The organism is Streptomyces sp. NPDC051104 (genome assembly GCF_040682835.1).
In the GTDB taxonomy this organism is placed as follows: domain Bacteria; phylum Actinomycetota; class Actinomycetes; order Streptomycetales; family Streptomycetaceae; genus Streptomyces; species Streptomyces cynarae.
Map to the genome: position 1 here is coordinate 63,184 of NZ_JBFBBS010000025.1, position 25,964 is coordinate 89,147.

General features: G+C 70.6%; 22 protein-coding genes. 2 read left to right on the forward strand and 20 right to left on the reverse strand.

Annotated features, from left to right (window positions below; genetic code table 11):
* Positions 1 to 71 precede the first annotated feature (71 nt).
* From AB0N14_RS27715 to AB0N14_RS27730, 4 genes are all read right to left on the reverse strand, one after another.
* Positions 72 to 542 (reverse strand): GNAT family N-acetyltransferase, encoded by a 471-nt coding sequence (locus AB0N14_RS27715; protein WP_366028430.1) that lies wholly within the window; start codon positions 540 to 542, stop codon positions 72 to 74.
* Positions 539 to 1,483, reverse strand: a complete 945-nt coding sequence (locus AB0N14_RS27720) for an RluA family pseudouridine synthase (RefSeq protein WP_366028431.1) — start codon at positions 1,481 to 1,483, stop codon at positions 539 to 541. Before AB0N14_RS27720 ends, AB0N14_RS27715 begins: the two co-directional genes overlap by 4 nt.
* 84 nt (positions 1,484 to 1,567) lie before the next feature.
* Positions 1,568 to 2,188: a signal peptidase II gene (lspA, locus tag AB0N14_RS27725; protein WP_366028432.1), complete on the reverse strand. Its 621-nt coding sequence runs from the start codon at positions 2,186 to 2,188 to the stop codon at positions 1,568 to 1,570.
* A 77-nt stretch (positions 2,189 to 2,265) separates the two neighbouring features.
* Positions 2,266 to 3,858: a histone H1-like repetitive region-containing protein gene (locus AB0N14_RS27730; protein ID WP_366028433.1), complete on the reverse strand. Its 1,593-nt coding sequence runs from the start codon at positions 3,856 to 3,858 to the stop codon at positions 2,266 to 2,268.
* Positions 3,859 to 4,000: 142 nt separating this feature from the next.
* Here AB0N14_RS27730 and AB0N14_RS27735 point away from each other — a divergent pair, with 142 nt between their 5' ends.
* Both AB0N14_RS27735 and ileS read left to right on the forward strand, forming a co-directional pair.
* Positions 4,001 to 4,192: a hypothetical protein gene (locus AB0N14_RS27735; RefSeq protein ID WP_366028434.1), complete on the forward strand. Its 192-nt coding sequence runs from the start codon at positions 4,001 to 4,003 to the stop codon at positions 4,190 to 4,192.
* Positions 4,193 to 4,774: 582 nt separating this feature from the next.
* On the forward strand, positions 4,775 to 7,912 hold the full coding sequence (ileS, locus tag AB0N14_RS27740) for an isoleucine--tRNA ligase (protein WP_366028435.1): 3,138 nt from the start codon (positions 4,775 to 4,777) through the stop codon (positions 7,910 to 7,912).
* 203 nt (positions 7,913 to 8,115) lie between these two features.
* Here ileS and AB0N14_RS27745 read toward each other — a convergent pair whose 3' ends face one another.
* The 16 genes from AB0N14_RS27745 to rsmH all read right to left on the reverse strand — a co-directional run bounded on the left by AB0N14_RS27745 (position 8,116) and on the right by rsmH (position 25,959).
* Complete coding sequence (locus AB0N14_RS27745) at positions 8,116 to 9,291, reverse strand: DivIVA domain-containing protein (protein WP_366028436.1); 1,176 nt, start codon at positions 9,289 to 9,291, stop codon at positions 8,116 to 8,118.
* Between the two features lie 52 nt (positions 9,292 to 9,343).
* The gene (locus AB0N14_RS27750; RefSeq protein ID WP_103839876.1) at positions 9,344 to 9,634 is read right to left on the reverse strand and encodes a YggT family protein; all 291 of its coding nucleotides are present in this window, start codon (positions 9,632 to 9,634) and stop codon (positions 9,344 to 9,346) included.
* 52 nt (positions 9,635 to 9,686) lie between these two features.
* The gene (gene sepF, locus AB0N14_RS27755) at positions 9,687 to 10,328 is read right to left on the reverse strand and encodes a cell division protein SepF (protein WP_366028437.1); all 642 of its coding nucleotides are present in this window, start codon (positions 10,326 to 10,328) and stop codon (positions 9,687 to 9,689) included.
* 129 nt (positions 10,329 to 10,457) lie between these two features.
* Entirely contained in the window at positions 10,458 to 11,177 is a 720-nt protein-coding gene (locus AB0N14_RS27760) for a YggS family pyridoxal phosphate-dependent enzyme (protein ID WP_366028438.1), read from the reverse strand.
* Positions 11,178 to 11,183: 6 nt separating this feature from the next.
* Positions 11,184 to 11,912 (reverse strand): peptidoglycan editing factor PgeF, encoded by a 729-nt coding sequence (gene pgeF, locus AB0N14_RS27765; protein ID WP_366028439.1) that lies wholly within the window; start codon positions 11,910 to 11,912, stop codon positions 11,184 to 11,186.
* Positions 11,909 to 13,096, reverse strand: coding sequence for a cell division protein FtsZ (ftsZ, locus tag AB0N14_RS27770; protein WP_103839872.1), 1,188 nt, complete (start codon positions 13,094 to 13,096; stop codon positions 11,909 to 11,911). Before ftsZ ends, pgeF begins: the two co-directional genes overlap by 4 nt.
* 278 nt (positions 13,097 to 13,374) lie before the next feature.
* Positions 13,375 to 14,160, reverse strand: coding sequence for an FtsQ-type POTRA domain-containing protein (locus tag AB0N14_RS27775; protein WP_366028440.1), 786 nt, complete (start codon positions 14,158 to 14,160; stop codon positions 13,375 to 13,377).
* 23 nt (positions 14,161 to 14,183) lie between these two features.
* Positions 14,184 to 15,275, reverse strand: coding sequence for an undecaprenyldiphospho-muramoylpentapeptide beta-N-acetylglucosaminyltransferase (gene murG / locus AB0N14_RS27780; RefSeq protein ID WP_366028441.1), 1,092 nt, complete (start codon positions 15,273 to 15,275; stop codon positions 14,184 to 14,186).
* Positions 15,276 to 15,281: 6 nt separating this feature from the next.
* Entirely contained in the window at positions 15,282 to 16,577 is a 1,296-nt protein-coding gene (gene ftsW / locus AB0N14_RS27785) for a putative lipid II flippase FtsW (protein WP_366028462.1), read from the reverse strand.
* A gap of 172 nt (positions 16,578 to 16,749) precedes the next feature.
* Positions 16,750 to 18,180: a UDP-N-acetylmuramoyl-L-alanine--D-glutamate ligase gene (gene murD / locus AB0N14_RS27790; protein WP_366028442.1), complete on the reverse strand. Its 1,431-nt coding sequence runs from the start codon at positions 18,178 to 18,180 to the stop codon at positions 16,750 to 16,752.
* Entirely contained in the window at positions 18,162 to 19,235 is a 1,074-nt protein-coding gene (gene mraY / locus AB0N14_RS27795) for a phospho-N-acetylmuramoyl-pentapeptide-transferase (protein WP_200416935.1), read from the reverse strand. The genes murD and mraY overlap by 19 nt, the downstream gene beginning before the upstream one ends.
* Positions 19,232 to 20,647, reverse strand: coding sequence for a UDP-N-acetylmuramoyl-tripeptide--D-alanyl-D-alanine ligase (gene murF / locus AB0N14_RS27800; RefSeq protein ID WP_366028443.1), 1,416 nt, complete (start codon positions 20,645 to 20,647; stop codon positions 19,232 to 19,234). The genes mraY and murF overlap by 4 nt, the downstream gene beginning before the upstream one ends.
* 4 nt (positions 20,648 to 20,651) lie before the next feature.
* Positions 20,652 to 22,172, reverse strand: coding sequence for a UDP-N-acetylmuramoyl-L-alanyl-D-glutamate--2,6-diaminopimelate ligase (locus tag AB0N14_RS27805; protein ID WP_366028444.1), 1,521 nt, complete (start codon positions 22,170 to 22,172; stop codon positions 20,652 to 20,654).
* Between the two features lie 181 nt (positions 22,173 to 22,353).
* Positions 22,354 to 24,306, reverse strand: coding sequence for a penicillin-binding transpeptidase domain-containing protein (locus tag AB0N14_RS27810; protein WP_366028445.1), 1,953 nt, complete (start codon positions 24,304 to 24,306; stop codon positions 22,354 to 22,356).
* Positions 24,307 to 24,311: 5 nt separating this feature from the next.
* Positions 24,312 to 24,896, reverse strand: a complete 585-nt coding sequence (locus tag AB0N14_RS27815) for a septum formation initiator family protein (protein ID WP_366028446.1) — start codon at positions 24,894 to 24,896, stop codon at positions 24,312 to 24,314.
* Between the two features lie 106 nt (positions 24,897 to 25,002).
* The gene (gene rsmH, locus AB0N14_RS27820) at positions 25,003 to 25,959 is read right to left on the reverse strand and encodes a 16S rRNA (cytosine(1402)-N(4))-methyltransferase RsmH (protein WP_366028447.1); all 957 of its coding nucleotides are present in this window, start codon (positions 25,957 to 25,959) and stop codon (positions 25,003 to 25,005) included.
* Positions 25,960 to 25,964: the final 5 nt, after the last annotated feature.

Here is a 25,964-nt window from a genome sequence, read left to right on the forward strand (position 1 = left end):
CCGGGAAGTTCGACGTTCACACAGCAGGTATCAAGCCTGCCATGCCACCCTTCTCACCCGCTTTTCCGGCTTCACCACAGAGAGCGCCGCATCGATCGGTGCGGTATCCCCGCGTCGGGGAATTCCGGCCCGTACGCCGCGTAGCCCAGCCGCTCGTAGAAGCCCAGCGCCTGGGTCTGCGCGTGCAGGTCCACCGCCGTCAGACCACGCGCGCGTGCCGCGTCCTCGATGGCACGCACCAGCGCGGCGCCGACGCCCAGGCCGCGTGCCTCCCGCGTCACCGCCAGCCGCCCGAGCGAGCCCACGGACGCGTCGCCGCCGTTCTTGGCGGCGGCCGCCTCCCCGTGCAGCAGCCGGCCGGTACCGAGCGGCACGCCGTCCTCCCGGACGGCCAGGACGTGCACGGCAGCGGCGTCATAGGCGTCGTACTCGATGTCCTCGGGCACGCCCTGCTCGCCGACGAAGACCTCCTTGCGGACCGCGAAGCACGCCTCGCGGTCGGCGGCTTCCTCGGCGATCCGCACGACGTACCCGGCGCTCATGCCCAGCTCTCCTCGCGCACCTTGTCCAGCGCCTTCTGCAGGTCGGCAGGGTAGGCGCTCTCGAACTCCACCCACTGCCCGTCCCCCGGGTGCTCGAAGCCGAGGCGTACCGCGTGCAGCCACTGGCGGGTCAGGCCGAGCCGCTTGGCGAGCGTCGGGTCCGCGCCGTACGTCAGGTCACCGACGCACGGGTGCCGGTGGGCGGCCATGTGGACGCGGATCTGGTGGGTACGCCCCGTCTCCAGCTTGACGTCGAGCAGGGACGCCGAGCGGAAGGCCTCGAGCAGGTCGTAGTGCGTGACGGAGGGCTTGCCGTCGGCCGTGACCGCCCACTTGTAGTCGTGGGTGGGGTGGCGGCCGATGGGTGCGTCGATGGTGCCGCTGGTCGGGTCGGGGTGGCCCTGGACGAGCGTGTGGTAGCGCTTGTCGACCGTGCGCTCCTTGAACTGGCGCTTGAGCGACGTGTACGCGTACTCCGACTTGGCCACCACCATCAGGCCGGACGTACCGACGTCGAGGCGGTGGACGATGCCCTGGCGCTCGGCGGCGCCGGAGGTGGAGATCCGGTAGCCGGCCGCCGCCAGGCCGCCGATCACGGTCGGGCCGGTCCAGCCGGGGCTAGGGTGCGCGGCGACGCCGATCGGCTTGACGATCACGACCACGTCCTCGTCGTCGTGCACGATCTCCATGCCCTCCACCGGCTCGGCGACCACCTGAACCGGCGCGGGCGCCTGCGGCATCTCGACCTCGAGCCAGGCGCCGCCGCGCACCCGCTCCGACTTGCCGACCACCGCCCCGTCGACCTGCACCTTGCCCGCTGCGGCCAGCTCCGCGGCTTTGGTGCGGGAGAAGCCGAACATGCGGGAGATGGCGGCGTCGACGCGCTCGCCCTCCAGGCCGTCGGGCACGGGCAGGGTACGGATCTCGGGAAACGTGCTCACCCGTCGAGTATGCCGGACGGGTCCCCCGGCCCCGAGAGGAGCCTGTGGACAACGGCCTCCGTCCTTGTGGACAGCCCCGCGATCTCAGTCCTTGTGGACGGTGCCGTCCGGGTCGAGCCCGCGGAAGGACAGCAGCACGATGAGGATGCCGCCGCAGACGATCGCCGAGTCGGCCAGGTTGAAGACGGCGAAGTGCTTGGGCGCGATGAAGTCGACGACCGCGCCCTCGAACACGCCCGGCGAGCGGAAGATCCGGTCGGTGAGGTTGCCGAGCGCGCCGCCGAGCAGCAGGCCGAGGGCGATCGCCCAGGGCAGGCTGTAGAGCTTGCGGGCGAGCCGGGCGATCACCACGATCACCGCCGCCGCGATCAGCGTGAAGATCACGGTGAAGGCCTCACCGAAGCCGAAGGCCGCACCCGGGTTGCGGATCGCCTCGAACTTCAGCCAGTCCCCGATGATCCCGATCGGCTCGTGGTGCTCCAGCTTCGCGACCACGATCAGCTTGCTGATCAGGTCGAGGGTGTACGCGAAGGCGGCGACCGCGAACAGGACCGCGATCCGGCGCCTGCCCCTGGGGCGCTCGGTGGCGCCGGAACCCGGCTCCTGGGCTCCGGCGCCCTCGGCCGGGGCCCGCCCGCCGGACTGCTCCGGTCCGGCCGCGTCTGGGATGTCCGGCGTACCGATGATGCGCTCCGCCTCTGCCACGTCAATCCCTCAACCTAGGTGCCCTGACTGCACGAGACTACGACACCACCGCGCCGGATCACGTGTTCAGACGGGGCTCATGGGCGGCGTTCCCGCTTCTGCTTGCATTCCACGCACAGGGTGGCACGCGGAAAGGCCTGCATACGGGCCTTGCCGATGGGGTTGCCGCAGCTCTCGCACAGGCCGTAGGTGCCGGAGTCGAGACGTTCCAGGGCGTGTTCGGTCTGTTCGACCATCTCCCGGGCGTTGTGGGCGAGCGCCATCTCGTGCTCACGGGTGATGTTCTTGGTGCCGGTGTCCGCCTGGTCGTCGCCGGCGCCGTCCCCGGAGTCACGCATCAGGCCGACCAGCGCCTGTTCGGAGGCGTCGATCTCGCCGCGCAGCCGCGTGGCCTCGGACTCCAGCTCGGCGCGCGCCTCGGCCACCTCCTCGGGGGTCCACGGGTCCTCTCCGGGGCGCACCGCCAGTTCCCCGGGCTCGGCCGCGGCGATCCTCGCCTTGGGGACCGCGGTGGGGCCCGTGTCCGCCGTGGCCGTCCCAGGAGTCTTCTTCGCAACCACCGTCGTGGCTCCCGTCTGCTTCGCGGCCTCGACCTCGCTCGCCTTCTTGGCCGTGCTCTTCCTGGCCGCACTCTTCGTGGGGGTGCTTTTCGTCGTGCCGCCCTTCGCGGCGCTCTTGTCGGCGGCGGCCTTGGAGGGGGCCGCCTTCTCGGCGGCGGCTTTCTTGGCCGCCGTCTTGGGAGTGACGGCCTTCTTGGCCGCCGTCTTGGGAGTGACGGCCTTCTTGGCCGCCGTCTTCGAGGTGACGGCCTTCTCGGCCGCCGTCTTCTTGGCAGCGGCCTTCTTCGCTGCCGCCTTCTTCGCGACGGTGCTGGTCACCGGAGCCTCCTTGCCGGGCGCCGCCTTCTTCGCCGCCGCCTTCTCGGGAACAGTGCCGGGTGCTGCCGCCTTCTTGGCAGCGACACCCTTGGTTGCCGCCTTCTCGGCCGCCGCCTTCTTGGTGACGGACTTCCTGGTGACGGCCTTCTTGGCCGCCGCCTTCTTCGGGACGGCCTGCTCGGCCGCCGCCTTCTCGGCCGCCGCTGCCTTCTTGGCGACGGTCTTCCTGGCCGACACCGTCCGGGCAGTGGTCTTCTTCGCCACCGCCTTCTTCCCGGCGGTCTCCTTCACCACCGCCCTTTTCTCCATGGTTTTCTTCCCGGCGGCCTTCTTCGTCACCGTCTTCTTCGCGGCGGCCTTCTTCGTCACCGTCTTCTTCGCGGCGGCCTTCTTCGTCACCGTCTTCTTCGCGGCGGTGCTGCTCACTGCCTCCTCCTTGCCGGCGGTGCCGGTCACCGCGGCCTTCTTCGGGGCGGGCTTCTCGGCCGCCGCCTCGGGAGGGGCTTTCCCGGTCGCCGCCCTGCCGGAGACGGACTTCTTCGCCTGCGCCTTCTTCCCGGCGGCGCTCTTCTTCACCGCCGTCTTCCTGGTGACGGTGCCGGTCGCCGTCGCCTTGCCGGGCGCCGCCTTCTCACCCGCCGGCCGCTCGAGGTCGCCTTCCTTCCTGGCCGCCTTCTTCGAGGGTGCCGCCTTCGACTCCGTCCGGCGGGCGCCGGCCTGCCCGGCGGGCGCCTTGCTGGAGGCCGTGCTCCCACTGGTCCGCTCGTCCGTCCCGGCAGCCGTCGCCCTCATCGCGCCCGGCCCCTCCGAGGCGTTCACCAGGTCCGTCGCCCCACCAGGGGCGGCGGTTGCCGCTCCAGCGCCCCGGGGCGCCGCCGTGCTCCTTCCCTGCGCCCCCGTCCCCCTGGCCCTGTGCGCACCTTTCCCGGCCCCGGTGGCAGCCTGGCCCGGCCGGCCGGCTGTCCCCACCGTCCGCCTCGCCCCCGCCGTATGGGTGGTCTTCTTCCCGTCCACGTTCCTGGCCGCCACAGCGCCGGAGGCAGCCGCACCCGTGGTTCTGCCGGACGCCGACTGCTGTACGGCGGTCTTCTTCACCACCATGGCCGCGGCCCCTTCACATATGTGATCTTGCGCGCGAGTCGTGCTGGGACGATAAATCGACTTCTGGCCCGCGGCAACGGGGCCCGCCCGCGAATCGCCCGCCACGCGCGTGCCCCACGGCGAGCCTGCATCCGTTGTGCCCAGCTCTCCGCCCGGTAATCCGCCGGCCCCCCGCTCCCCGAATCCGGCAGGCCGGCGCCTCGCCATTCGGGTCACCCGCGGACCTTCGCGCCCCCGGCCGCCGGAGCGGGAAATCCGGTCGGCCGCCGTCCGTGCGGCGCCGTACACTGGGCGGAGCGAAAAGCGTGGATGGGGACGAGTAACGGCGTACGCAGCCCAGAGCGACCCGGGGACGGTGTGAGCCCGGGGGCGAGCGCGACGTGAAGATCACCCCGGAGCCGCCGGAAGAACGCCCCAGCGAGAGCCCAGGGGCCAGTAGAACCGGCTTCGCGACCCCAATGAGGGGGCTCACCGGCGCGTACGGCGCACCGGGGGGCCAAGGAGGGTGGTACCGCGGGAGCGCGCCGCACACGGCGTACGGAGGATTCTCGGAATTCCCGGCTCTCGTCCCTCCGACGGAAGCAGCACGTCCGCCGGAGGAAGATCGATGACGCAGTACCGCCAGGTGCCCGCCCAGGTCGACCTGCCCGCGCTCGAGCACGCGGTGCTCGACTTCTGGCGCGAGCAGAAGGTCTTTGCCAAGAGCCTGGAGCAGTCCGAGGGCCGCCCCGAATGGGTGTTCTACGAGGGCCCGCCCACGGCCAACGGCATGCCGGGCGCCCACCACATCGAGGCCCGCGTCTTCAAGGACGTCTTTCCGCGCTTCCGCACCATGCGCGGCTACCACGTGGCCCGCAAGGCCGGCTGGGACTGCCACGGCCTCCCGGTGGAGCTGGCGGTCGAGAAGGAGCTCGGCTTCAGCGGCAAGAAGGACATCGAGGCGTACGGCATCGCCGAGTTCAACGCCAAGTGCCGCGAGTCCGTGCTGCGCCACACCGACGCGTTCTCCGAGCTGACGACCCGCATGGGCTACTGGGTCGATCTCGACGAGGCGTACGTCACGATGGAGCCCGAGTACATCGAGTCCGTCTGGTGGTCGCTGAAGGAGATCTTCAAGAAGGGCCTGCTGGTCCAGGACCACCGCGTCGCCCCCTGGTGCCCCCGCTGCGGCACGGGCCTGTCGGACCACGAGCTGGCGCAGGGGTACGAGACGGTCGTCGACCCGTCGGTCTATGTCCGTTTCCCGCTCACCTCCGGTCCGCTGGCCGGCGAGGCCGCGCTCCTGGTGTGGACGACGACCCCCTGGACACTGGTCTCCAACACCGCGGTCGCCGCCCATCCCGACGTCACCTATGTCGTCGCGACGAACGGTGAGGAGAAGCTCGTCGTGGCCGAGCCGCTCGTCGGCAAGGCGCTCGGCGAGGGCTGGGAGACCACCGGCCAGAACTTCACCGGCGCCGAGATGGAGCGCTGGACGTACCAACGTCCGTTCGAGCTGGTGGAGTTCCCGGAGCCGGCCCATTACGTGGTGAACGCCGAGTACGTCACCACCGAGGACGGTACGGGTCTGGTTCACCAGTCCCCCGCCTTCGGTGAGGACGACCTGAGGGTCTGCCGCGCGTACGGCCTGCCCGTCGTCAACCCGGTGCGCTCCGACGGCACCTTCGAGGAGGACGTCCCGCTGGTCGGCGGCGTCTTCTTCAAGAAGGCGGACGAAAAGCTCACCGCGGACCTCCAGCAGCGCGGCCTGCTCTTCAAGCACATCCCGTACGAGCACAGCTACCCGCACTGCTGGCGCTGCCACACCGCGCTCCTCTACTACGCGCAGCCGTCCTGGTACATCCGCACCACCGCCATCAAGGACCGGCTCCTGGAGGAGAACGAGAAGACCAACTGGTTCCCGGAGACCGTCAAGCACGGCCGGTACGGCGACTGGCTGAACAACAACATCGACTGGGCGCTGTCCCGCAACCGCTACTGGGGCACCCCGCTGCCGATCTGGCGGTGCGAGGACGACCACCTCACCTGCGTCGGCTCCCGCGCGGAGCTGACCGAGCTGACCGGCAGCGACCAGTCGGAGCTGGACCCGCACCGCCCGTACATCGACGAGGTCACCTTCGCCTGTCCGCAGGACGGCTGCGGGAAGACGGCCACACGCGTGCCTGAGGTCATCGACGCCTGGTACGACTCGGGCTCGATGCCGTTCGCGCAGTGGGGCTACCCGTACAAGAACAAGGAGCTGTTCGAGTCCCGCTACCCGGCGCAGTTCATCTCCGAGGCCATCGACCAGACCCGCGGCTGGTTCTACACGCTGATGGCGGTCGGCACCCTGGTGTTCGACAAGTCGTCGTACGAGAACGTGGTGTGCCTGGGCCACATCCTGGCCGAGGACGGCCGCAAGATGTCCAAGCACCTGGGCAACATCCTGCAGCCGATCCCGCTGATGGACCAGCACGGCGCGGACGCGGTCCGCTGGTTCATGGCGGCCGGCGGCTCCCCGTGGGCGGCACGCCGCGTCGGCCACGGCACGATCCAGGAGGTCGTCCGCAAGACACTCCTCACCTACTGGAACACGGTCGCCTTCCAGGCCCTGTACGCCCGCACGTCGAACTGGGCGCCGAGCGAGGCCGACCCGGCCCCGGCCGACCGCCCGGTCCTGGACCGATGGCTGCTGTCGGAGCTGCACGCGCTCACCGACCAGGTGACGCAGGCGCTGGAGGCGTACGACACCCAGCGCGCCGGCAAGCTGCTGTCCGCGTTCGTCGACGACCTCTCCAACTGGTACGTCCGCCGCTCCCGCCGCCGCTTCTGGCAGGGCGACAAGGCCGCGCTGCGCGCGCTGCACGAGGTCCTGGAGACGGTGACGAAGCTGATGGCCCCGATCACCCCGTTCATCACCGAGCGGGTGTGGCAGGACCTGATCGTGCCGGTGACCCCGGGCGCCCCGGAGTCGGTGCACCTGGCGTCCTGGCCGGAGGCGGATCTGTCGGCGATCGACCCGGAGCTGTCGCAGCAGATGATGCTGGTGCGCCGTCTCGTGGAGCTGGGCCGTGCCACGCGCGCGGAGTCGGGCGTCAAGACGCGCCAGCCGCTGTCGCGTGCGCTCGTCGCGGCGGCCGGCTTCGAGTCCCTGGACAAGGAGCTGCACACGCAGATCACGGAGGAGCTGAACGTCTCGTCCCTGGCGTCCCTCTCCGAGGTCGGCGGTTCCCTGGTCGACACCACGGCGAAGGCGAACTTCCGCGCGCTGGGCAAGCGGTTCGGCAAGCGCGTCCAGGACGTGGCCAAGGCCATCGCGAACGCCGACGCGGCGGCGCTGTCCCTGGCCCTGCGCGAGGGCACGGCGTCGGTGGAGGTCGACGGCGAGACCGTCACCCTCGCCCCGGACGAGGTGATCATCACGGAGACCCCGCGCGAGGGCTGGTCGGTGGCGTCCGACTCGGGCGCGACGGTCGCCCTCGACCTGGAGATCACCGAGGAGCTGCGGCAGGCGGGCCTAGCCCGTGACGCGATCCGCCTGATCCAGGAGGCCCGCAAGAACAGCGGCCTGGACGTCGCCGACCGCATCGCGCTGCGCTGGACCGCGACGGACCCGGCGGTCATCGCGGCCCTGACCGAGCACTCCGGTCTGATCGCCGAGGAGGTCCTCGCCACGGACTTCGCCCAGGGCGAGGCGGACGAGACCTACGGTGAGCCGTTCACCGACGAGGGCCTGTCCCTGACCTTCCGCCTGCGCAAGGCGTAAGACACACCCGAAGGCCCGGGTCCGCCGATCTCGGCGGGCCCGGGCCTTCGGCGTTGCGTCCGTACGCACAGCCGCTCCCCGGTCCGAACACGGGCGCCAAGGACTTCGCACGAAAGAGATGCCACACGAAAGGGCGGGGCCCCGGATCGAGATCCGGGGCCCCGCCCTGAACGCTGCCGACGCCTACGGCGTCTTCACGACCCTCAGTTGTCGTCCTCGTCGATGAGGAACCCGCGCATCGGCGAGGGCGCCTGGCCCATCGGCGACGGGCCCTGCGGACGGACCGGCGCCATCGGCTGGGTCATCGCCGGGGACATCTGCTGCTGGCCGCCGTAGGACGGAGCGGACGGGGCCGGAGCACCGCCCATCGTCTGGTTGCCGCCGTACGACGGGGCGCTCGCGCCCGCCGGGGCCATCGACGGCGCCGACGGCGACGGCAGGGAAGCCGTGGCCGGGGTGCGCGGCGGGGCCAGCGAGTCGTCGGCCTGGGTCTCCAGCTGACGCAGCTGCGACTCCAGGTACGACTTCAGGCGGGTGCGGTACTCGCGCTCGAAGCCGCGCAGGTCCTCGACCTTGCGCTCCAGCGTGGCGCGGGCGGACTCCAGGGAGCCCATCGCGACGCGGTGCTTCTCCTGCGCGTCCCGCTCCAGGGCGTCCGCCTTGGCACGGGCGTCGCGCTCCAGACCCTCGGCGCGGCTGCGGGCCTCACCGACGATCTTGTTGGCCTCGGCGCGGGCCTCGGCGATCGCCTGGTCGGCGGTCTGCTGGGCCAGCGAGAGAACACGCGCGGCGCTGTCGCCACCGGGACCCTGGCCGGGCATGCCCGGACCACCCATGGGGCCGCCCATCGGACCGCCCATGGGGCCACCCATCTGCTGCTGCATCGGGGGCTGGCCACCCATCGGCCCCTGACCCATCGGCCCCTGACCCATCGGACCCTGGCCCATCGGACCCTGGCCCATCGGACCCTGGCCCATCGGACCCGGTCCCTGGGGACCACCCTGACCGCCGCCGGGGCCGGCCGGCAGCTGCGGGGCACCGCTCGGCAGCTGGGGCGGGCCACCCATGGGGCCGCCCATCTGCTGCTGCGGCGGGCCCGATATCCCGGCGGGAACGGGAGCCCCGGGACCGCGCATGCCCTGCTGCTGATGTTGCTGGTCCTGGCCCTCCGGGGGCTTGCGCATGTTCTGCTGGTTCTGCGCGGCGGCACGAGTGGCGGCGGCCAGTTTGGCGCGCAGGTCCTCGTTCTCCCGGAGCAGGCGGGTCAGTTCGGCTTCGACCTCGTCGAGGAAGGCATCGACCTCGTCCTCGTCATAGCCTTCTCGGAGGCGGACGGTCGTGAACTGCTTGTTCCGAACGTCCTCGGGGGTCAGCGGCATGTCTTCACCTCAACGTAGTCATCGGCAGTCGGCAAGACCGTATCGTCCACATTCACCTCGCGAAGCTGCCCACGATCGAGATCAGGATGTAGACGATGATCATCAGTACGAAGAAGGACAGGTCGAGCGCCACGCCCCCGAGACGCAGCGGCGGGATGAACCGCCGCAGAAGCTTCAGCGGTGGATCGGTGACAGTGTAGGTGGCCTCCAGAACGACCACCATCGCCTTGCCGGGTTGCCATGAGCGGGCGAACTGGAAGACGTAGTCCATGACCAACCGGAAAATCAGCACGACGAGGAAGCACATCAGCGCGATGTAGACAACCTGTAGGAACACGCCCATGGTCCGCGCTTCCCTCTCCCCTGCTCCCGTGCCGTCTTTCCGGTCGTGCGTCTCAGCTCTGGTTGAAGAACCCGCCCTCTGCGATGCGGGCCTTGTCCTCCGCCGTGACATCGACGTTAGCAGGCGACAACAGGAACACCTTCTGCGTCACCCGCTCGATGCTGCCGTGAAGACCAAACACCAAACCGGCCGCAAAGTCGACAAGTCGCTTCGCATCTGTGTCATCCATCTCAGTCAGATTCATGATCACAGGAGTGCCCTCACGGAAGTGTTCCCCGATGGTACGGGCCTCGTTGTACGTCCGGGGGTGAAGCGTGGTGATCCGGTACGGCTCTCGTTCGGACACGACCTTGGGCATGATCACCGGTGCGTTCTTCTCCAGACTCTGGCGTTCTTGTGTGATGGATGCCACGGGCGCGATGCGGGCCGGACGCCCGGATTCCGCGGGTAGCGAAGCGGAAGGGGACACCGGATCGCGTGGCGCCGGCGGCTGCACCACGCGTACCGATTCGTCCCGTTGGGACTGAAGTGCCTGGTGCGCCTGGTGAGTCGGTTCGTGCCGCCTGCGGTCCCGCTCGGGCTCCGGATCGAGCTCGGGCTCGAAGTCGTCATCGGGGTCGAAACCCCGGCCGTCGTACCCATCGTCCTCCACGAGGCCGAGGTAGACCGCCATCTTGCGCATCGCGCCGGCCATGCTCTGAGTCCTCCGCTCTGTGGTGGATCGGCTGACGACTGCCAAGTGCCCGCGATCCACGAGGTCGTTACGCCCGCCTATCAGCGGTAATGACCATATTTTCTGCTGTGGTCCGACTTCTTGGCGACGTTACCCGAGCCTGGGGCGGACTCCGAGTACCGCAGTGCCGACGCGCACATGTGTCGCCCCGGCCGCAACGGCCTCCTCGAGGTCCGCACTCATTCCTGCCGAGACCATGGTGGCAGCCGGATGGGCCCTGCGCAGGTCGGTCGACAAATCCATGAGCCGCTCGAACGCCGCCCGTTGACGCCCCGCGTACTCGCCGGTGAGCGGCGCGACCGTCATCAGGCCGTCCAGCCGCAGCCCCGGCGCGTTCGCGACGAGGTCGCCCAACTCTTCGATTCCTTCGGGCGCCACACCTCCGCGCTCCCCTCGGCGGCTCGCCCCCGCGTCGAGCGCGACCTGGATGAGACAGCCCACCTCGCGCCCGGCCCGTACGGCCTCCTTGGACAGGGCCGTCACCAGCTTGGAACGATCGACGGACTGCACAAGATCCGCGTAACCGACCACGGATCGCACCTTATTGGTCTGCAACTGGCCGACAAAATGCCACGAAAGCGGCAGATCCGAGCAAGCCGCCGCCTTCGGTGCCGCGTCCTGATCGCGGTTCTCGGCGACGTGCCGCACACCGAGTTCCGACAGAATCCGCACATCGGAGGCGGGATAGGTCTTGGTGACCACGATCAGGGTCACCTCCTCGCGCTTGCGACCGGCGGCCGCGCACGCGGCGGCGATCCGATCCTCCACCTTTGCGAGGTTCGCGGCGATGTGATCCCTACGGTCCGTCATGCCCCATCAGTCCAGCCAGACATAGCCCGCGAGCCGCCCGGTCGTACGGTCACGGCGGTACGAGAAGTGATCGTGCGACTCCAGCGTGCACACCGGCGACTGCGCCCGGTCGCGCACCCCGAGCCGGTCGAGCTGCGCGTGCACGCCGGCGGTCACGTCGACCGCGGGAGTGCCCCAGCTCGTCTCGGCGTGCGCCGCCGGTTCGACGGCGGACACCTCGGCTCGCATCGCCTCCGGCACCTCGTAGCACCGGCCGCAGACCGCGGGTCCCGTACGGGCGACGATCCGGGACGGGTCGGCGCCCAGTTCCATCATGGCGCGGACGGCGGCGGGGACGACTCCGGCGACCATGCCGGGCCGGCCGGCGTGGGCGGCGGCCACGATGCCGGCGACCGGGTCGGCGAGCAGGACGGGGGTGCAGTCGGCGGTGAGCACCGCGAGGGCGAGACCGCGCCGGGCGGTGACGATCGCGTCCACCTCGGGCACCGGGTTTTCACCCCAGGGGGCGTCCACCACGGCCACGTCGGCACCGTGCACCTGGTTCATCCACACCACCCGGGCCGGATCGAGGCCGAGCGACTTCGCGGCCAGCTCCCGGTTGGTGCGTACGGCCTCGGGGTCGTCGCCGACCGCGCCGCCGAGGTTGAGCTCCTCGTACGGAGCGGCGCTCACCCCGCCCCACCGATCGGTGAAGGCGAAGTGCGCGCCGCTCAGGGTGTCGCGCTGTCCTATCACTTGAGGAAGTCCGGAACGTCCAGTTCCTCGGCCGCGCTGTCCGAGTAGGTCCGCGACGGCGGCACCGACGGCGGGGGCACCGGGAGGTCGGCCACCGGCTCCGGGGCGGGCTCCGGGGCCTCCTTCGGCGTGACGCTGCCGAGCGAGCCGAAGGACGGCCGGCTCTCGGCGGGGCGGACCGGCTCCTCGCGCTTGAGCGAGGACGAGCCGAGGACGTTCTCCCGCTTGGCGGGGGGCTGGCCGCCGTCGAAGCCGGCGGCGATCACGGTGACCCGGACCTCGTCGCCGAGGGCGTCGTCGATCACGGCACCGAAGATGATGTTGGCCTCGGGGTGGGCGGCCTCGCTCACCAGCTGGGCGGCCTCGTTGATCTCGAACAGGCCGAGGTCGGAGCCGCCGGAGATGGACAGCAGCACACCGCGGGCGCCGTCGATGGACGCCTCGAGGAGGGGCGAGGAGATCGCCATCTCGGCCGCGGCCACCGCGCGGTCGTCCCCGCGGGCCGAACCGATGCCCATGAGGGCGGAACCGGCCTCGGACATCACGGACTTGACGTCGGCGAAGTCGAGGTTGATCAGGCCGGGCGTGGTGATGAGGTCGGTGATGCCCTGGACACCGGAGAGCAGGACCTGGTCGGCCGACTTGAAGGCGTCGAGGACCGAGACCTGGCGGTCCGAGATGGACAGCAGCCGGTCGTTCGGGATGACGATGAGGGTGTCGACCTCTTCACGGAGGGCCGCGATGCCGTCCTCCGCCTGGTTCGCGCGCCGCCGTCCCTCGAAGGTGAACGGGCGTGTGACCACGCCGATGGTGAGCGCGCCGAGCGAGCGCGCGATGTTGGCCACGACGGGCGCGCCGCCGGTGCCGGTGCCGCCGCCTTCACCGGCCGTCACGAAGACCATGTCGGCCCCCTTGAGGACCTCCTCGATCTCCTCGCGGTGGTCCTCGGCGGCCTTGCGGCCGACATCCGGGTTGGCCCCGGCGCCGAGTCCGCGCGTGAGTTCCCGGCCGACGTCCAGCTTGACGTCGGCGTCGCTCATCAACAGAGCTTGCGCGTCGGTGTTGATGGCGATGAACTCGACGCCCTTGAGACCGACCTCGATCATCCGGTTGATGGCATTGACACCACCGCCGCCGACACCGATGACCTTGATGACTGCGAGGTAGTTCTGCGGTGCTGCCACGTCGAAGGCCTCTCGCCTCGAATTACGTTGCCGTCGACCCGCGGCTTCCCGCGGCTCGACGGCAGATGCCGAATGGGACGGTCCGAACGCCGACCCGAACCCTAACCCTGAAGTTTAGGGTTACCAGTGTGTCTGTTCCTTGGACTCTTCCGAACAGGACACTAAGTCGACAAGTGGCGCCCGTTCAACGAACACGCCGAACCTCCCGCTTTTCTTTTCACCCTATGTGATCAGCCGTAGCAGTGCCCAACCAGGGTGCTGGCCTGCGCGGATGTGCGTCAACTCCCCGATGACGCCGGGGCGATGGGAGCGCTGACATCGAAGTGGCGCGCGCCGGACGCGGCTTTCATCAGCGCGGTGAGCGCGGTGGCCTTCGCGCGGCCCCTCTCGCTGCTGCCCCACAGCACGGTCCGCCCGCCGGTCAACTCCAGCGAGATGGCGTCGTAAGACCGGACTCTGACGGTCCGGACGTCCCGCTTGACGCCGGCCGGTACGTCCTGGGCCACGAGGGCGGCCTCGCGGACCATCCGGTCGGTGCCGAATCGGCGCCAGCCGGCCGACTTGGACACCGTCAATTCCAGAGCCGGGATGCCGTTCGGGGCCTGCGAAACCGTGGCGAACCGTACGCCCTCCCTGTCCACTTCGACGAACTTTCCGCCGTTTTTGATGACCAGAACCGGAGTACGTTCAGTCACTTTCAGCCCGATTCCACGGGGCCAGGAGCGGACGGCGTCAATCGTGTCAATTCGGGGCAGTTTCCGGCGCACACGCGCCTCGATCGCCTCGGTGTCGACGGAAATCAGCGGCGATCCGATCCGTACTCCGGCCGCCTCGCGCACCTGCGCCGCGGTCAGCACCCGGGTTCCGGAGACGGACACATGCTCCACGCGCAGCCACGGGGAGCCGTACAGCAGCCAGAGTGAGCCGCCGGCCGCCAACACCACCACCAGCGAAAGGATGATGAGCATACGAAGGGTGCGCAGCCGCCGGAGGCGGGGCGGCCGGGGCGGGCCGGGCCGAACCTGCTTCCGCTCACCGCGCTCGGCGGTCGTCGGTCCGGCCACGGTTCCTGCCTTCCCTCAAGCTGTTACTGGTGGCGCGAGGCGATCGCCTCGTACACCATGCCGACCAGCAGTTCGTCGGCGTCACGGCGGCCGAACTCGCCGGCGGCATGGGACATCTGGTACAGCCGGTGCGGGTCGGCAAGCACCGGCAGGACGTTCTGCTGGACCCACTCCGGCGTGAGTTCCGCGTCGTCGACCAGCAGTCCGCCGCCCGCCTTGACCACCGGCTGGGCGTTCAGCCGCTGTTCGCCGTTGCCGATGGGCAGCGGAACGTACGCGGCCGGCAGCCCGACGGCGGAGAGTTCGGCGACGGTCATCGCGCCCGCACGGCAGAGCATCATGTCGGCCGCGGCGTACGCGAGGTCCATCCTGTCCAGGTACGGTACCGGGATGTACGGGGGCATCCCTGGCATCTGGTGCACCTGCGGCAGTTCGTTCTTCGGGCCGACCGCGTGGAGAATCTGGATGCCGGACTGCTGGAGGTACGGGGCGACCTGCTGGACGACCTCGTTGAGCCGGCGGGCGCCCTGCGAGCCACCGGAGACCAGCAGCGTCGGCAGGTTCGGGTCGAGACCGAAGGCGGCGCGGGCCTCGGGCCGTACGGCGGCGCGGTCCAGGGTGGCGATGGAGCGGCGCAGCGGGATGCCGATGTAGCGGGCGCCGCGCAGCTTGCTGTCCGGGGTGGAGACGGCGACCTGGGCGGCGTACCGCGAGCCGATCTTGTTGGCGAGGCCGGGGCGTGCGTTGGCCTCGTGGATGACGATCGGCACGCCGAGGCGCTTGGCGGCCAGGTAGCCGGGCAGTGCGACATAGCCGCCGAAGCCGACGACGGCGTCCGCCTTGGTGCGCTCGATGATCTGCTCGGCCGCCTTGATCGTGCCCCGCAGCCGCCCGGGGACCGTGATCAGCTCGGGGGTCGGCTTGCGCGGCAGGGGGACGGCGGGGATCAGCGCGAGTTCATAGCCGCGCTCGGGGACGAGCCTGGTCTCCAGCCCGCGCTCCGTGCCCAGGGCCGTGATCCCCACGGTCGGATCCTGCCTGCGCAGGGCGTCCGCGAGGGCGAGCGCGGGCTCGATGTGGCCGGCGGTCCCCCCACCGGCGAGTACGACATGCACCGAAATTCACCGCTCTCCGGACGAACGCGCCGCCGAGGCACGCCGTCGCATCGTGTTCCATCTCCGAGGCCCCCGGTCAGACACAGAGCCTCCCGCCCGCTTTCTACCAAAGCGGGGTTGCCGCATCGCAAGCGCCGCCCGCGCAGCGGGCTCGTCGCGTGCGAAGGCGATCAGCAGCCCGATGGCGAACATGGTCGGCAGCAGGGCGGATCCTCCGTAGGAGAACAGCGGGAGCGGGACGCCGGCGATCGGCAGCAGGCCGAGCACCGCACCGATGTTGATCACGGCCTGGGCCATGATCCAGGTGGTCACGCCTCCCGCGGCATACCTCACGAAGGGATCCTCCGTACGTCCGGCCGCGCGGATACCCGCATAGCCTAGAGCCGCGAAGAGGGCCAGTACCGACAGCGTGCCCGCGAGGCCGAGTTCCTCACCGGTGACGGCGAAGATGAAGTCCGTGTGCGCCTCGGGGAGTTGCCCCCATTTTTCCACACTGGCACCGAGCCCTGAACCGAAGATTCCGCCCGAGGCGAGGGCATAGAGGCCGTGCACGCCCTGCCAGCAGATGTCGTTCGGACCCAGGTCGGTCGCGCCGATGCAGGCCAGGCGGTTCAGGCGGTGCGGGCTGCTCTCGATGGCGAGGGCGCCGAGCACGACGGCGACGCCCAGGACGCCGGCGAACAGCCGCGTGGGCGCCCCGGCCAGCCACAGCAGTCCGAACAGGATCGCGGTCAGGATGATCGTCGTACCCATGTCGCCGCCCAGCATGATCAGCCCGAGCAGCAGGAACGCCATCGGAACGAGCGGCACCAGCATGTGCTTCCACTGTGTGAGCAGCCGCTTGTCCTGCTTGCGCGCGATCAGGTCGGCGCCCCACAGCACGAGCGCGAGCTTGCCGAACTCGCTGGGCTGGATCTGGAAGGAGCCGCCCAGCGAGATCCAGTTCTGGTTGCCGTTGACCGCCATGCCCACCCCCGGCACCTGCACCAGGACGAGCAGGAAGAGGGCACCGGCTAGGATCGGGTACGCCAGCGCCCGGTGCAGCTTCACGGGCATCCGCGAGGCGACGAGCATCAGCAGGGCCCCGATCGCCGCCGCCAGGAACTGCTTGCGGAAGAAGTACGACCCGGGCAGCGACATCTGCAGCGCGGTGATCTGGGAGGCCGAGTAGACCATCACCAGACCCAGCACCGTGATCAGCAGACTGCTGCCGAGGATCAGGTAGTACGCGGTGAGGGGCCTGTCCCAGGCCCGCCGGGCCCGCGCGACGAGCCGGGTGAGGGCGTTGTCGCGCGGCGGCAGGGCGGTGGGAGGGCGCTTGGGCGCACGCGGCGTGGTACGGCTACTGGCTGCCACCGGTCACCTCATCGTCGCTGTGACACCGGCGGACCGCCGCCGACGAATCATCAGCCACATTCGACTCACGCGTCCCTCCAAGGGTCCCCAGGCCACCGGCGGTGGCCGAGACCCGGCGTCAGGCGCCCGTACCCTCACCGAGTTCGCGAACGGCCTCCGCGAACGCATCCCCACGCTTGCTGTAGTTGGCGAACATGTCCATCGAGGCGCAAGCAGGGGCCAACAACACGGTGTCACCCGCATGCGCCAGCTTCCGCGCCTCGGCCACAGCCGCCCGCATCGCCCCAGTGTCGGTCCGTTCCAGGTCCACCACGGGTACTTCCGGCGCGTGTCGCGCGAGGGCTTCACGGATCAGCGCCCGGTCCGCACCGATGAGCACCACACCCCGAAGCCGCTTGGCCGCGCCCGCGACCAGCTCGTCGAAGGTCGCCCCCTTGGCGAGCCCGCCCGCGATCCACACGATCGACTCATAGGCCGCCAACGAGGCTTCAGCGGCATGCATGTTGGTGGCCTTGGAGTCGTCGACGTAGGCGACGCCGTCGACGTCCGCGACGTGCGCGATGCGGTGCGCGTCCGGCCGGAAGGCGCGCAGGCCGTCCCGTACTGCCTTGGCGGGCACCCCGAAGGCGCGCGCGAGGGCCGCCGCCGCAAGGGCGTTGGCGATGTTGTGCGGGGCGGGCGGGTTGACGTCGGAGACCTCCGCCAGCTCCTGCGCGTTCTTCTGCCGGTCCTCGACGAAGGCGCGGTCCACCAGAATGCCGTCCACGACGCCGAGTTGGGACGGCGCGGGCGTGCCCAGCGTGAAGCCGACGGCCCGGCAGCCCTCCTCGACGTCCGCCTCGCGCACCAGGTCCTCGGTGGCCTTGTCGGCGACGTTGTAGACGCAAGCGACCCGATTTCCCTCGTAGATACGGCCCTTGTCCTTGGCGTAGGCCTCCATCGAGCCGTGCCAGTCGAGGTGATCGGGCGCCAGGTTCAGTACGACGGCGGAGTGGGCGCGCAGCGACGGGGCCCAGTGGAGCTGATAGCTCGACAACTCCACCGCCAGCACGTCGTACTTCTCCTCGCCGAGGACGACGTCGAGCAGCGAGACCCCGATGTTGCCGACGGCGGCCGTGCGCAGGCCCGCCGCCTTCAGGATGGAGGCGAGCATCTGCACGGTCGTGGTCTTGCCGTTGGTGCCGGTGACCGCGAGCCAGGGGGCGGCGTCGGGGCCGCGCAGCTGCCAGGCGAGCTCGACGTCGCCCCAGACCGGCACGCCCGCCTCCGCGGCGGCGGCGAACAGCGGCTTGTCCGGCTTCCAGCCGGGCGCGGTGACGATCAGCTCGGTGCCCTCGGGCAGGGTCGCGCCGTCGCCGAGCCGGACCGTGATCCCGAGCGCCTCCAGCTCCGCGGCCTGCGCCCGGGCGCGCTCGTCGTCGCCGTCGTTGACGACGGTCACGACCGCGCCGAGACCGTGCAGCACCTTGGCCGCCGGGACGCCCGAGACGCCGAGCCCGGCGACGGTGACGTGCTTGCCCTGCCAGTCGGTCACTTTTCCGCTGCCCATCCTGCATAGAAGATGCCCAGTCCGACGACCACGCAAATACCCTGGATGATCCAGAACCTGACCACCACCAGGACCTCGGACCAGCCCTTGAGCTCGAAGTGGTGCTGGAGCGGCGCCATCCGGAAGACGCGCTTGCCGGTGAGACGGAAGGAGCCGACCTGGATCACGACGGACATGGTGATCAGGACGAACAGGCCGCCCAGCAGCGCCAGCAGCAGCTCGGTGCGGGAGCAGATCGCAAGGCCGGCCAGGGCGCCGCCCAGCGCGAGCGACCCGGTGTCGCCCATGAAGATCTTGGCGGGTGAGGTGTTCCACCACAGGAAGCCCAGGCAGGAGCCCATCAGCGCGGAGGCGACGATGGCGAGGTCGAGGGGGTCGCGCACCTGGTAGCAGGCCGACGGGTTGGTCAGCGTCATGGCGTTGGCGCAGGACTCCTGGAACTGCCAGACGCCGATGAACGTGTACGCGCCGAACACAAGCACGGACGCGCCGGTGGCCAGGCCGTCGAGACCATCGGTGAGGTTCACGCCGTTCGACATCGCGAGGATCATGAACAGCGCCCAGATGACGAACAGCACCGGGCCGATGGTCCAGCCGAAGTCCTGCACGAAGGAGAGCTTGGTGGAGGCCGGGGTGTTGCCGTGACTGTCGGCGAACTGCAGCGCCAGCACCGCGAAGGCGACGCCGACGATCAGCTGTCCGGCCATCTTGGCCTTGGCGCGCAGACCGAGCGACCGACGCTTGACGATCTTGATGTAGTCGTCGAGGAAGCCGACCAGGCCCATGCCCGCCATCAGCGCGAGCACCAGCAGCCCGGAGTAGTTCGGCGGGTAGCCGGTGATCAGCTTCGACAGGAAGTACGCGGCGATGGTCGACAGGATGAAGGCGATGCCGCCCATGGTCGGCGTACCGCGCTTGCTGTGGTGCTCGCGCGGGCCGTCGTCGCGGATGTACTGGCCGTAGCCCTTGCGGGCCAGCAGCTTGATCAGCAGCGGGGTGCCGATCAGGGTCAGGAAGAGGCCAATGACTCCTGCGAACAGGATCTGCTTCATCATCGGGCGGCAACCTCACCCTCGGTACCGGTCTCGAGCAGCGCCTGCGCCACGCTCTCGAGCCCGACCGACCGGGACGCCTTCACGAGTACGACGTCTCCCGGGCGCAACTCGCTGCGCAACAGGTCGATCGCCGCCTGTGCGTCGGACACGTGCACCGACTCCTCACCCCACGAACCCTCGTTATATGCGCCCAGTTGCAGCCAGGACGCTTCCCTGCCCCCGACCGCGACGAGCTTGCTGACGTTGAGCCGGACGGCGAGCCGTCCGACCGCGTCGTGCTCGGCGAGCGCCTCGTCCCCGAGCTCGGCCATCTTGCCGAGCACCGCCCAGGTCCGCCGTCCGCGGCCCATGGCGGCCAGCGCGCGCAGGGCGGCCTTCATGGACTCCGGGTTGGCGTTGTAGGCGTCGTTGACGATGGTCACGCCGTCAGGGCGCTCGGTGACCTCCATCCGCCAGCGGGAGAGGGAGCCCGCCTCGGAGAGCGCGACGGCGATCTCGTCTGCGGACATGCCCAGCTCATGGGCGACGGCGGCCGCGGCGAGCGCGTTCGACACGTGGTGCTCACCGTACAGGCGCATGGTCACATCGGATGCACCGGAGGGTGTGTGAAGCCTGAAGGCGGGCTGTCCGCTGTCCGTGAGTCTCACGTTCTCGGCGCGTACGTCCGCTTCGTCGGACTCTCCGAAAAGGATCACCTTCGCCTTCGTACGGGAGGCCATGGCACGCACGTACGGGTCGTCGGCGTTGAGGACCGCGATGCCGCCCGCGTCCGAGGAGGGCAGGCTCTCGACGAGTTCGCCCTTCGCCTGTGCGATCTGTTCGCGGCCGCCGAACTCGCCGATGTGGGCGGAGCCGACGTTGAGCACGACACCGACCTTCGGCGGGGTCAGCTCGGTGAGGTAGCGGATGTGGCCGATGCCGCGGGCGCCCATCTCCAGGACGAGGAACCTGGTGTCCTCGGTGGCGCTGAGGGCGGTCAGCGGCAGTCCGATCTCGTTGTTGAGCGAGCCGGGTGTGAACACGGTCGGCGCCTTGCGCCGCAGCACCTGGGCGATGAGGTCCTTGGTGCTGGTCTTGCCCGCGGAGCCGGTGAGGGCCACGAGGGTCGCCCCCAGCCGTGAGACGACGTGACGCGCGAGGGCGCCGAGGGCGGCCTGGACGTCGTCCACGACGATCGCGGGCACGCCCACGGGGCGCGACCCGAGGACGGCGGCGGCACCGGCCTCGACGGCCGCCTGCGCGAAGTCGTGGCCGTCCACGCGTTCGCCGACGAAGGCGACGAAGAGGCAACCGGGCCCCACCTCGCGGGAGTCCCGGACGACCGGCCCGGTGACCTGGACGGACGGGTCCGGTATGTCATGCGTCTGCCCGCCGACGACTTCTGCGATCTCGGCGAGGGAGAGGGCGATCACAAGTTCATCCCTGGGTCTTCTGGATAGCTTCGCGAAGCACCTGGCGGTCGTCGAAGGGACGGACCACTCCGGCGATGTCCTGGCCCTGTTCGTGGCCCTTGCCCGCGACGAGCACGGTGTCCCCGGGCCGTGCGCGGGCGACGGCGGCTGCGATGGCGGCGGCCCGGTCCTCGAAGACCTGGACCTCGCCGCGCTCGTGCGCGGGCACGGACGCGGCGCCCTGGAGCATGGTGGCGAGGATCGCGAGGGGGTCCTCGGAGCGCGGGTTGTCGGAGGTCAGTACGGCGGTGTCGGCCAGCCGGGCCGCGGCGGCGCCCATCGGGGCGCGCTTGGTGGTGTCACGGTCGCCGCCGCAGCCGATGACGACGTGCAGCCTGCCCTCGGTGACCTTGCGCAGGGCGCGCAGCACCGATTCGACGGCGTCGGTCTTGTGGGCGTAGTCGACGACCGCGAGGTAGGGCTGCCCGGCGTCCACGCGTTCCAGGCGCCCGGGGACGCCCGGTACGGCGGCGACGCCGTCGGCGGCGGTCTGCGGGTCCAGCCCGGCCTCGGCCAGGGCGACGATGGCGGCGAGGGTGTTCGCCACGTTGAACGGGCCCGGCAGCGGCGACCTGGCGGTGATCCGCTGCTCCTTGGGGCCGATCACGGTGAACGTGGAGTCCAGCGGGCCGATGTGGACGTCCTCGGCATGCCAGTCGGCGTCCGGGTGGCCCTCGGCGGAGTACGTGACGACCGGGACGCCGGCCTCCTTGGCGAGCCTGCGGCCGTACTCGTCGTCGAAGTTGACCACGCCGAGCCTGCTGCGCTTCTCCGTGAACAGCTGCGCCTTCGCCCGGTAGTAGTCCTCCATGTCGGAGTGGAACTCCATGTGTTCCGGGCTGAGGTTGGTGAAGACGGCGACGTCGAACACGCAGCCGTCGACGCGGCCGAGGACCAGCGCGTGGCTGGAGACCTCCATGGCGACGGCCTCGACCCCGCGCTCGCGCATGACCGCGAAGAGTGCCTGCAGGTCGGTGGCCTCGGGGGTGGTGCGCTCGGACTTGATGCGGGTCTCGCCGATGCGCATCTCCACCGTGCCGATGAGTCCGGTGGAGCGGACCGTCTTCAGGCCGCCCTCGACGAGGTAGGCGGTGGTGGTCTTGCCGGAGGTGCCGGTGATGCCGATCTGGAGCAGGTCACGGCCGGGGTGGCCGTAGATCGTGGCCGCCAGCTCGCCCATTCGTGCGCGCGGGTCGTCGACCACCAGGACCGGCAGGCCGGTCGCGGCGGCGCGCTCGGCGCCCGTCGGGTCGGTCAGCACGGCGACCGCGCCGAGTCCGGCGGCCTGGGTGACGAAGTCGGCGCCGTGCGCTCGGGCGCCGGGCAGGGCGGCGTACAGGTCGCCGGGGCGCACGGCGCGAGAGTCGTGAGTGATGCCCGTGACCTCGGCGGCGCCCTCCGGGGCGGTGACACCCAGCTGGCCGGCGAGCTCCGCGAGGGGTGTGGCGGAGACGTGGTGCGGCCTGGGCGGTCCCGGGTATGTCACGGAAGCGCCCTTCTGAGTGGTGGGGGACTGATCAGCGTGTGGCACGGCGGTGAGCGTACCGGGCGTACCCCTCCGGGGGCGAAGCGAGGGCGAGGGCGGGGTGCGGTTCCCGGGATCGGGAGTGTTGGTTGTCACGAGCTGGTTCCTCGTCGGTCTTTCCCGTGGTGCTTCGTAGAGCTGATCATGGCGTGAACGTGACGGGCAGGTTCGCTGGGGCGGCTCCGGTGGGCGGGACCTGGAGGGTCTTCAGGGCGAACTCCATCACCTGCTTGAAGACCGGACCACAGATGTCGCCGCCGTAGTAGCTGCCCTTGGTGGCGTTCTGGATCGCGCAGTAGACGGTGACGCGGGGGTTGTCCGCGGGGGCGAAGCCGGCGAAGGAGGACGTGTAGCCGCGGTACCTGCCGGTGGCCGGATCCACGCGGTTGGCCGTACCCGTCTTGCCCGCGACGCGGTAGCCGGGGATGCGCCCCTTGTTGCCGGTTCCCTGCCCGTCGTCCACGACGGCCTCCAGCATCTGGGCGAGCGTCTTCGCCGTCATGTCGCTGACGACCCTGGTCTTCTTGGGCTGCGGGGCCGGGGTGAAGCGGCCGTCCGGGCCCTTCATGCCGCGCACCAGGGTGGGCTCGACGCGCACGCCACCGTTGGCGATGGTCGAGTAGACGGACGCGGCCTGCACCGCGTTGATCGACACACCCTGGCCGAAAGGAATCGTGTACTGCTGGGAGGTCGACCACTTGCCGGGCGGCGCGAGGATGCCGGCGGTCTCACCCGGGAAGTCGAGTCCGGTGGGGCGGCCGATGCCGAATTTGCGCAGGTAGGAGTACAGGACCTGATTGGCCTGCGCCTGCGTCCTGCCGAGCTGGCCGGCCGCCAGGATGGTGCCGATGTTGCTGGACTTGGCGAGGACGCCGTTGAGGGTCAGGTACCAGGTCGTGTGGTCGACGTCGTCCGCGAAGAGCCGGTCGCCGCGGTGCAGCCGGTTGGGCACGGTGACGTGGGTCAGCGGGGTCGCGGCGTTCTCCTGAAGCACGGCCGCCATGGTCATGACCTTGGCGGTGGAGCCGGGCTCGTACGCGTCCTGCAGGGCGGCGTTGCCGAGGGCCGCCGCGTTGGCGTGCGAGAGGTCGTTGGGATCGAAGCCGGGCGAGTTGGCGAGGGCCAGGATCTGACCCGTCCGGGTGTCCTGCGCCACGACGTACCCGCGGTCCGCCCCGGACTTCTTCACCTGTTCGGTGATGGCCCTCTGGGCGGCCCACTGGATGTCCCGGTCGAGGGTCAGTTCGACGTCGGAACCTGCCACGGCGGGTGTCTCGGCGGAGCCCGCGGTCGGCACCAGACGGCCGCCGGACTGGGCGTAGCGGATCTTGCCGTCCTTGCCCGCCAGCTCCTGGTTCAGCTGCTGCTCGATGCCGCCGGCGCCCTTTCCGTCGGCGTTGACCCAGCCGAGTAGCCCGGCGGCGAGGTCGCCGTTGGGGTAGACGCGCTTGTTGGTGGGCTCGGCGAGGACCCCGGCGAGGACGTTGGCCGTGTTGGGGTCCGTCCTCGCCTTGGCGGCGAGGGTGTTCTTCAGATCCTTGATCTGGTTCCACACCTGGGGGGTCTGGCGGTGGGCGAGCAGCACGTACTGGGTGTCCGGGGTCTTGAGCTTCCTGGCGACCTCGGCGGCGTCCTGGCCGATGATCGGGGCGAGCAGCGCGGCTGCCTGTTCGGGGGCGTCCGCCACCTTGGTGGCCTTGGGGGTGAAGAGCGTCGGGTCGGCCGTGATGTCGTACGCGTCCACGCTGGTCGCCAGTTCGACGCCGTTGCGGTCGGTGATCTCGCCGCGGACGGCGGCCAGGGTGCGGCCGACGTAGCGGTTCTGGTCGGCCTTGGCGGTGTACGCGCTCGCGTCCACGGCCTGCACCTGAAGCAGCCGGAGGACGAAGGCGGTCATCACCAGTGCCAGTGCGAGGCCGATCAGGCGCAGCCGGGGGCGGGGGCTGCCGAGCCGGATGGTGCGCGGGGCGGGGCGGCGGCCCGGCGCCGGGCGGCGTGCCGGGCGGGCGCCGGGGCCCGGGCTGCGCCGGGCACCGGGGCGCACGGGCTGGGCGGGGCCGGGCACGCGACGGCGTGGCGGTTCCCTGTCGGACACTTCCGTCACCTGCCGGGGGTCGGGGAGGGGTGTACGGGCTGGGTCGGGGACGCGGCCGTGGGGGCGGCCGGAGTCGGGGACGCGGCCGTACGGGCGGCCGGTGTCGGGGACGCGGCCGTGGGGGTGGCGGCCGGATGGGTGGAGCGGGACGGCGACGGCGGTGCAGCCGGGCTGGTGCTGAGCGCCTCGGGCGGGCGCACGGCGGCGGTGCTCGCCGAGGCCTGCTGACCGGCGGGCACGGGGACGCCCTTGACGGTGCCGTCGGGGTTCAGGAAGGCCGGGTCGCCGCCGGGGACCATGCCGAGTTCGCGGGCCCGGCGCTGAAGCGCGTCGGGCGCGGAGTAGGCGTCCACGTCCCGCTGGAGGGCCTGTTCCTCGTCGGTGAGGTTCTTGGTCTGCCGTTGCAGGTCGTCGAGCTTGAACGCCCCCTCGCTGAGCGCGGAGTTCAGCATGAGGAGCGCGATGAGGCCGCCGCCGAGCAGCAGGACGACGAGCAGCACGAAGGGGGTACGGGCGGCCCGGCTGCCGCCGGCGGGGATCAGCCGGGCGAGCCGGGCTGCCCGGCCCCTGAGTTCGGGTTTGCCGCTCACACGCCCTCCCGCGGCGCTTCCACACCCTCCTCGCGGCTCCTGCTCACTCGCCCACCCCTTTCGTGCGCCTCACTCGGTTGTCGTACGGCTCACTCGGTGCCCTGGCTCACTCGACGTCCTCGCGGACGCGCTCGGCACCACGCAGACGTGCCGGGGCCGCCCTGCGGTTCTCGGCGATCTCCTCCTCGGTGGGGAGTTCGGCACCGCGGGTGAGGAGCTTGAGCCGGGGCTGGTAGCGCTCGGGGACGACCGGCAGCCCGGGCGGCGCGGTACTCGCCGCACCCGCCGCGAACACCTGCTTGACCAGGCGGTCCTCGAGCGAGTGGTAGGAGAGGACGGCGATGCGGCCGCCGACGGACAGTGCCTTGACGGCCGCGGGGATCGCCCGTTCCAGGACGGAGAGCTCGCCGTTGACCTCGATGCGCAGTGCCTGGAAGGTGCGCTTGGCCGGGTTGCCGCCGGTCCGCTTGGCCGCCTGCGGGAGCGCGTCGCGGATCAGCTCCACGAGCCGCGCGCTGTTGGTGAACGGATCCTTCTCGCGCTCGCGCACGATCGCGGACACGATCCGCTTGGCCTGCTTCTCCTCGCCGTACGTCCGCAGGATCCGCACCAGGTCGCCGGCCGGGTAGGTGTTGAGGACCTCGGCGGCGCTGATGCCCGTCGTCTGGTCCATGCGCATGTCGAGCGGGGCGTCCTGGGCGTAGGCGAAACCGCGCTCCGCCTCGTCGAGTTGCATGGACGAGACACCGAGGTCGAAGAGCACGCCCTGGACGCGCGGAACGCCCAGCCGGGTGAGCACGTCGGGCAGTTCGTCGTAGACCGCGTGCACCAGCGTGGCCCGGTCGCCGAAGGTCGCGAGGCGCTCCCCGGACAGGCGCAGCGCCTCCTTGTCCCGGTCCAGCCCGATGAGCCGGGCCTCGGGGAACCGCGTCAGCAGCGCGTCGCTGTGGCCGCCGAGCCCGAGGGTGCAGTCGACGACGACGGCCCCCGGCTCGGCGAGGGCCGGGGCCAGCATGTCCAGGCACTGCCGGAGCATGACGGGCACGTGTCGGCTCTGGGACAAGGGGG

Coding starts and splice junctions, on each gene's coding strand:
- ileS (WP_366028435.1), top strand. CDS start 4,775: ATGACGCAGTACCGCCAGGTGCCCGCCCAGGTCGACCTGCCCGCGCTC.
- AB0N14_RS27715 (WP_366028430.1), bottom strand. CDS start 542: ATGAGCGCCGGGTACGTCGTGCGGATCGCCGAGGAAGCCGCCGACCGC.
- AB0N14_RS27760 (WP_366028438.1), bottom strand. CDS start 11,177: ATGACGGACCGTAGGGATCACATCGCCGCGAACCTCGCAAAGGTGGAG.
- AB0N14_RS27730 (WP_366028433.1), bottom strand. CDS start 3,858: ATGAGGGCGACGGCTGCCGGGACGGACGAGCGGACCAGTGGGAGCACG.
- AB0N14_RS27750 (WP_103839876.1), bottom strand. CDS start 9,634: ATGGGCGTGTTCCTACAGGTTGTCTACATCGCGCTGATGTGCTTCCTC.
- sepF (WP_366028437.1), bottom strand. CDS start 10,328: ATGGCCGGCGCGATGCGCAAGATGGCGGTCTACCTCGGCCTCGTGGAG.
- AB0N14_RS27745 (WP_366028436.1), bottom strand. CDS start 9,291: ATGCCGCTGACCCCCGAGGACGTTCGGAACAAGCAGTTCACGACCGTC.
- murD (WP_366028442.1), bottom strand. CDS start 18,180: ATGGGCAGCGGAAAAGTGACCGACTGGCAGGGCAAGCACGTCACCGTC.
- mraY (WP_200416935.1), bottom strand. CDS start 19,235: ATGATGAAGCAGATCCTGTTCGCAGGAGTCATTGGCCTCTTCCTGACC.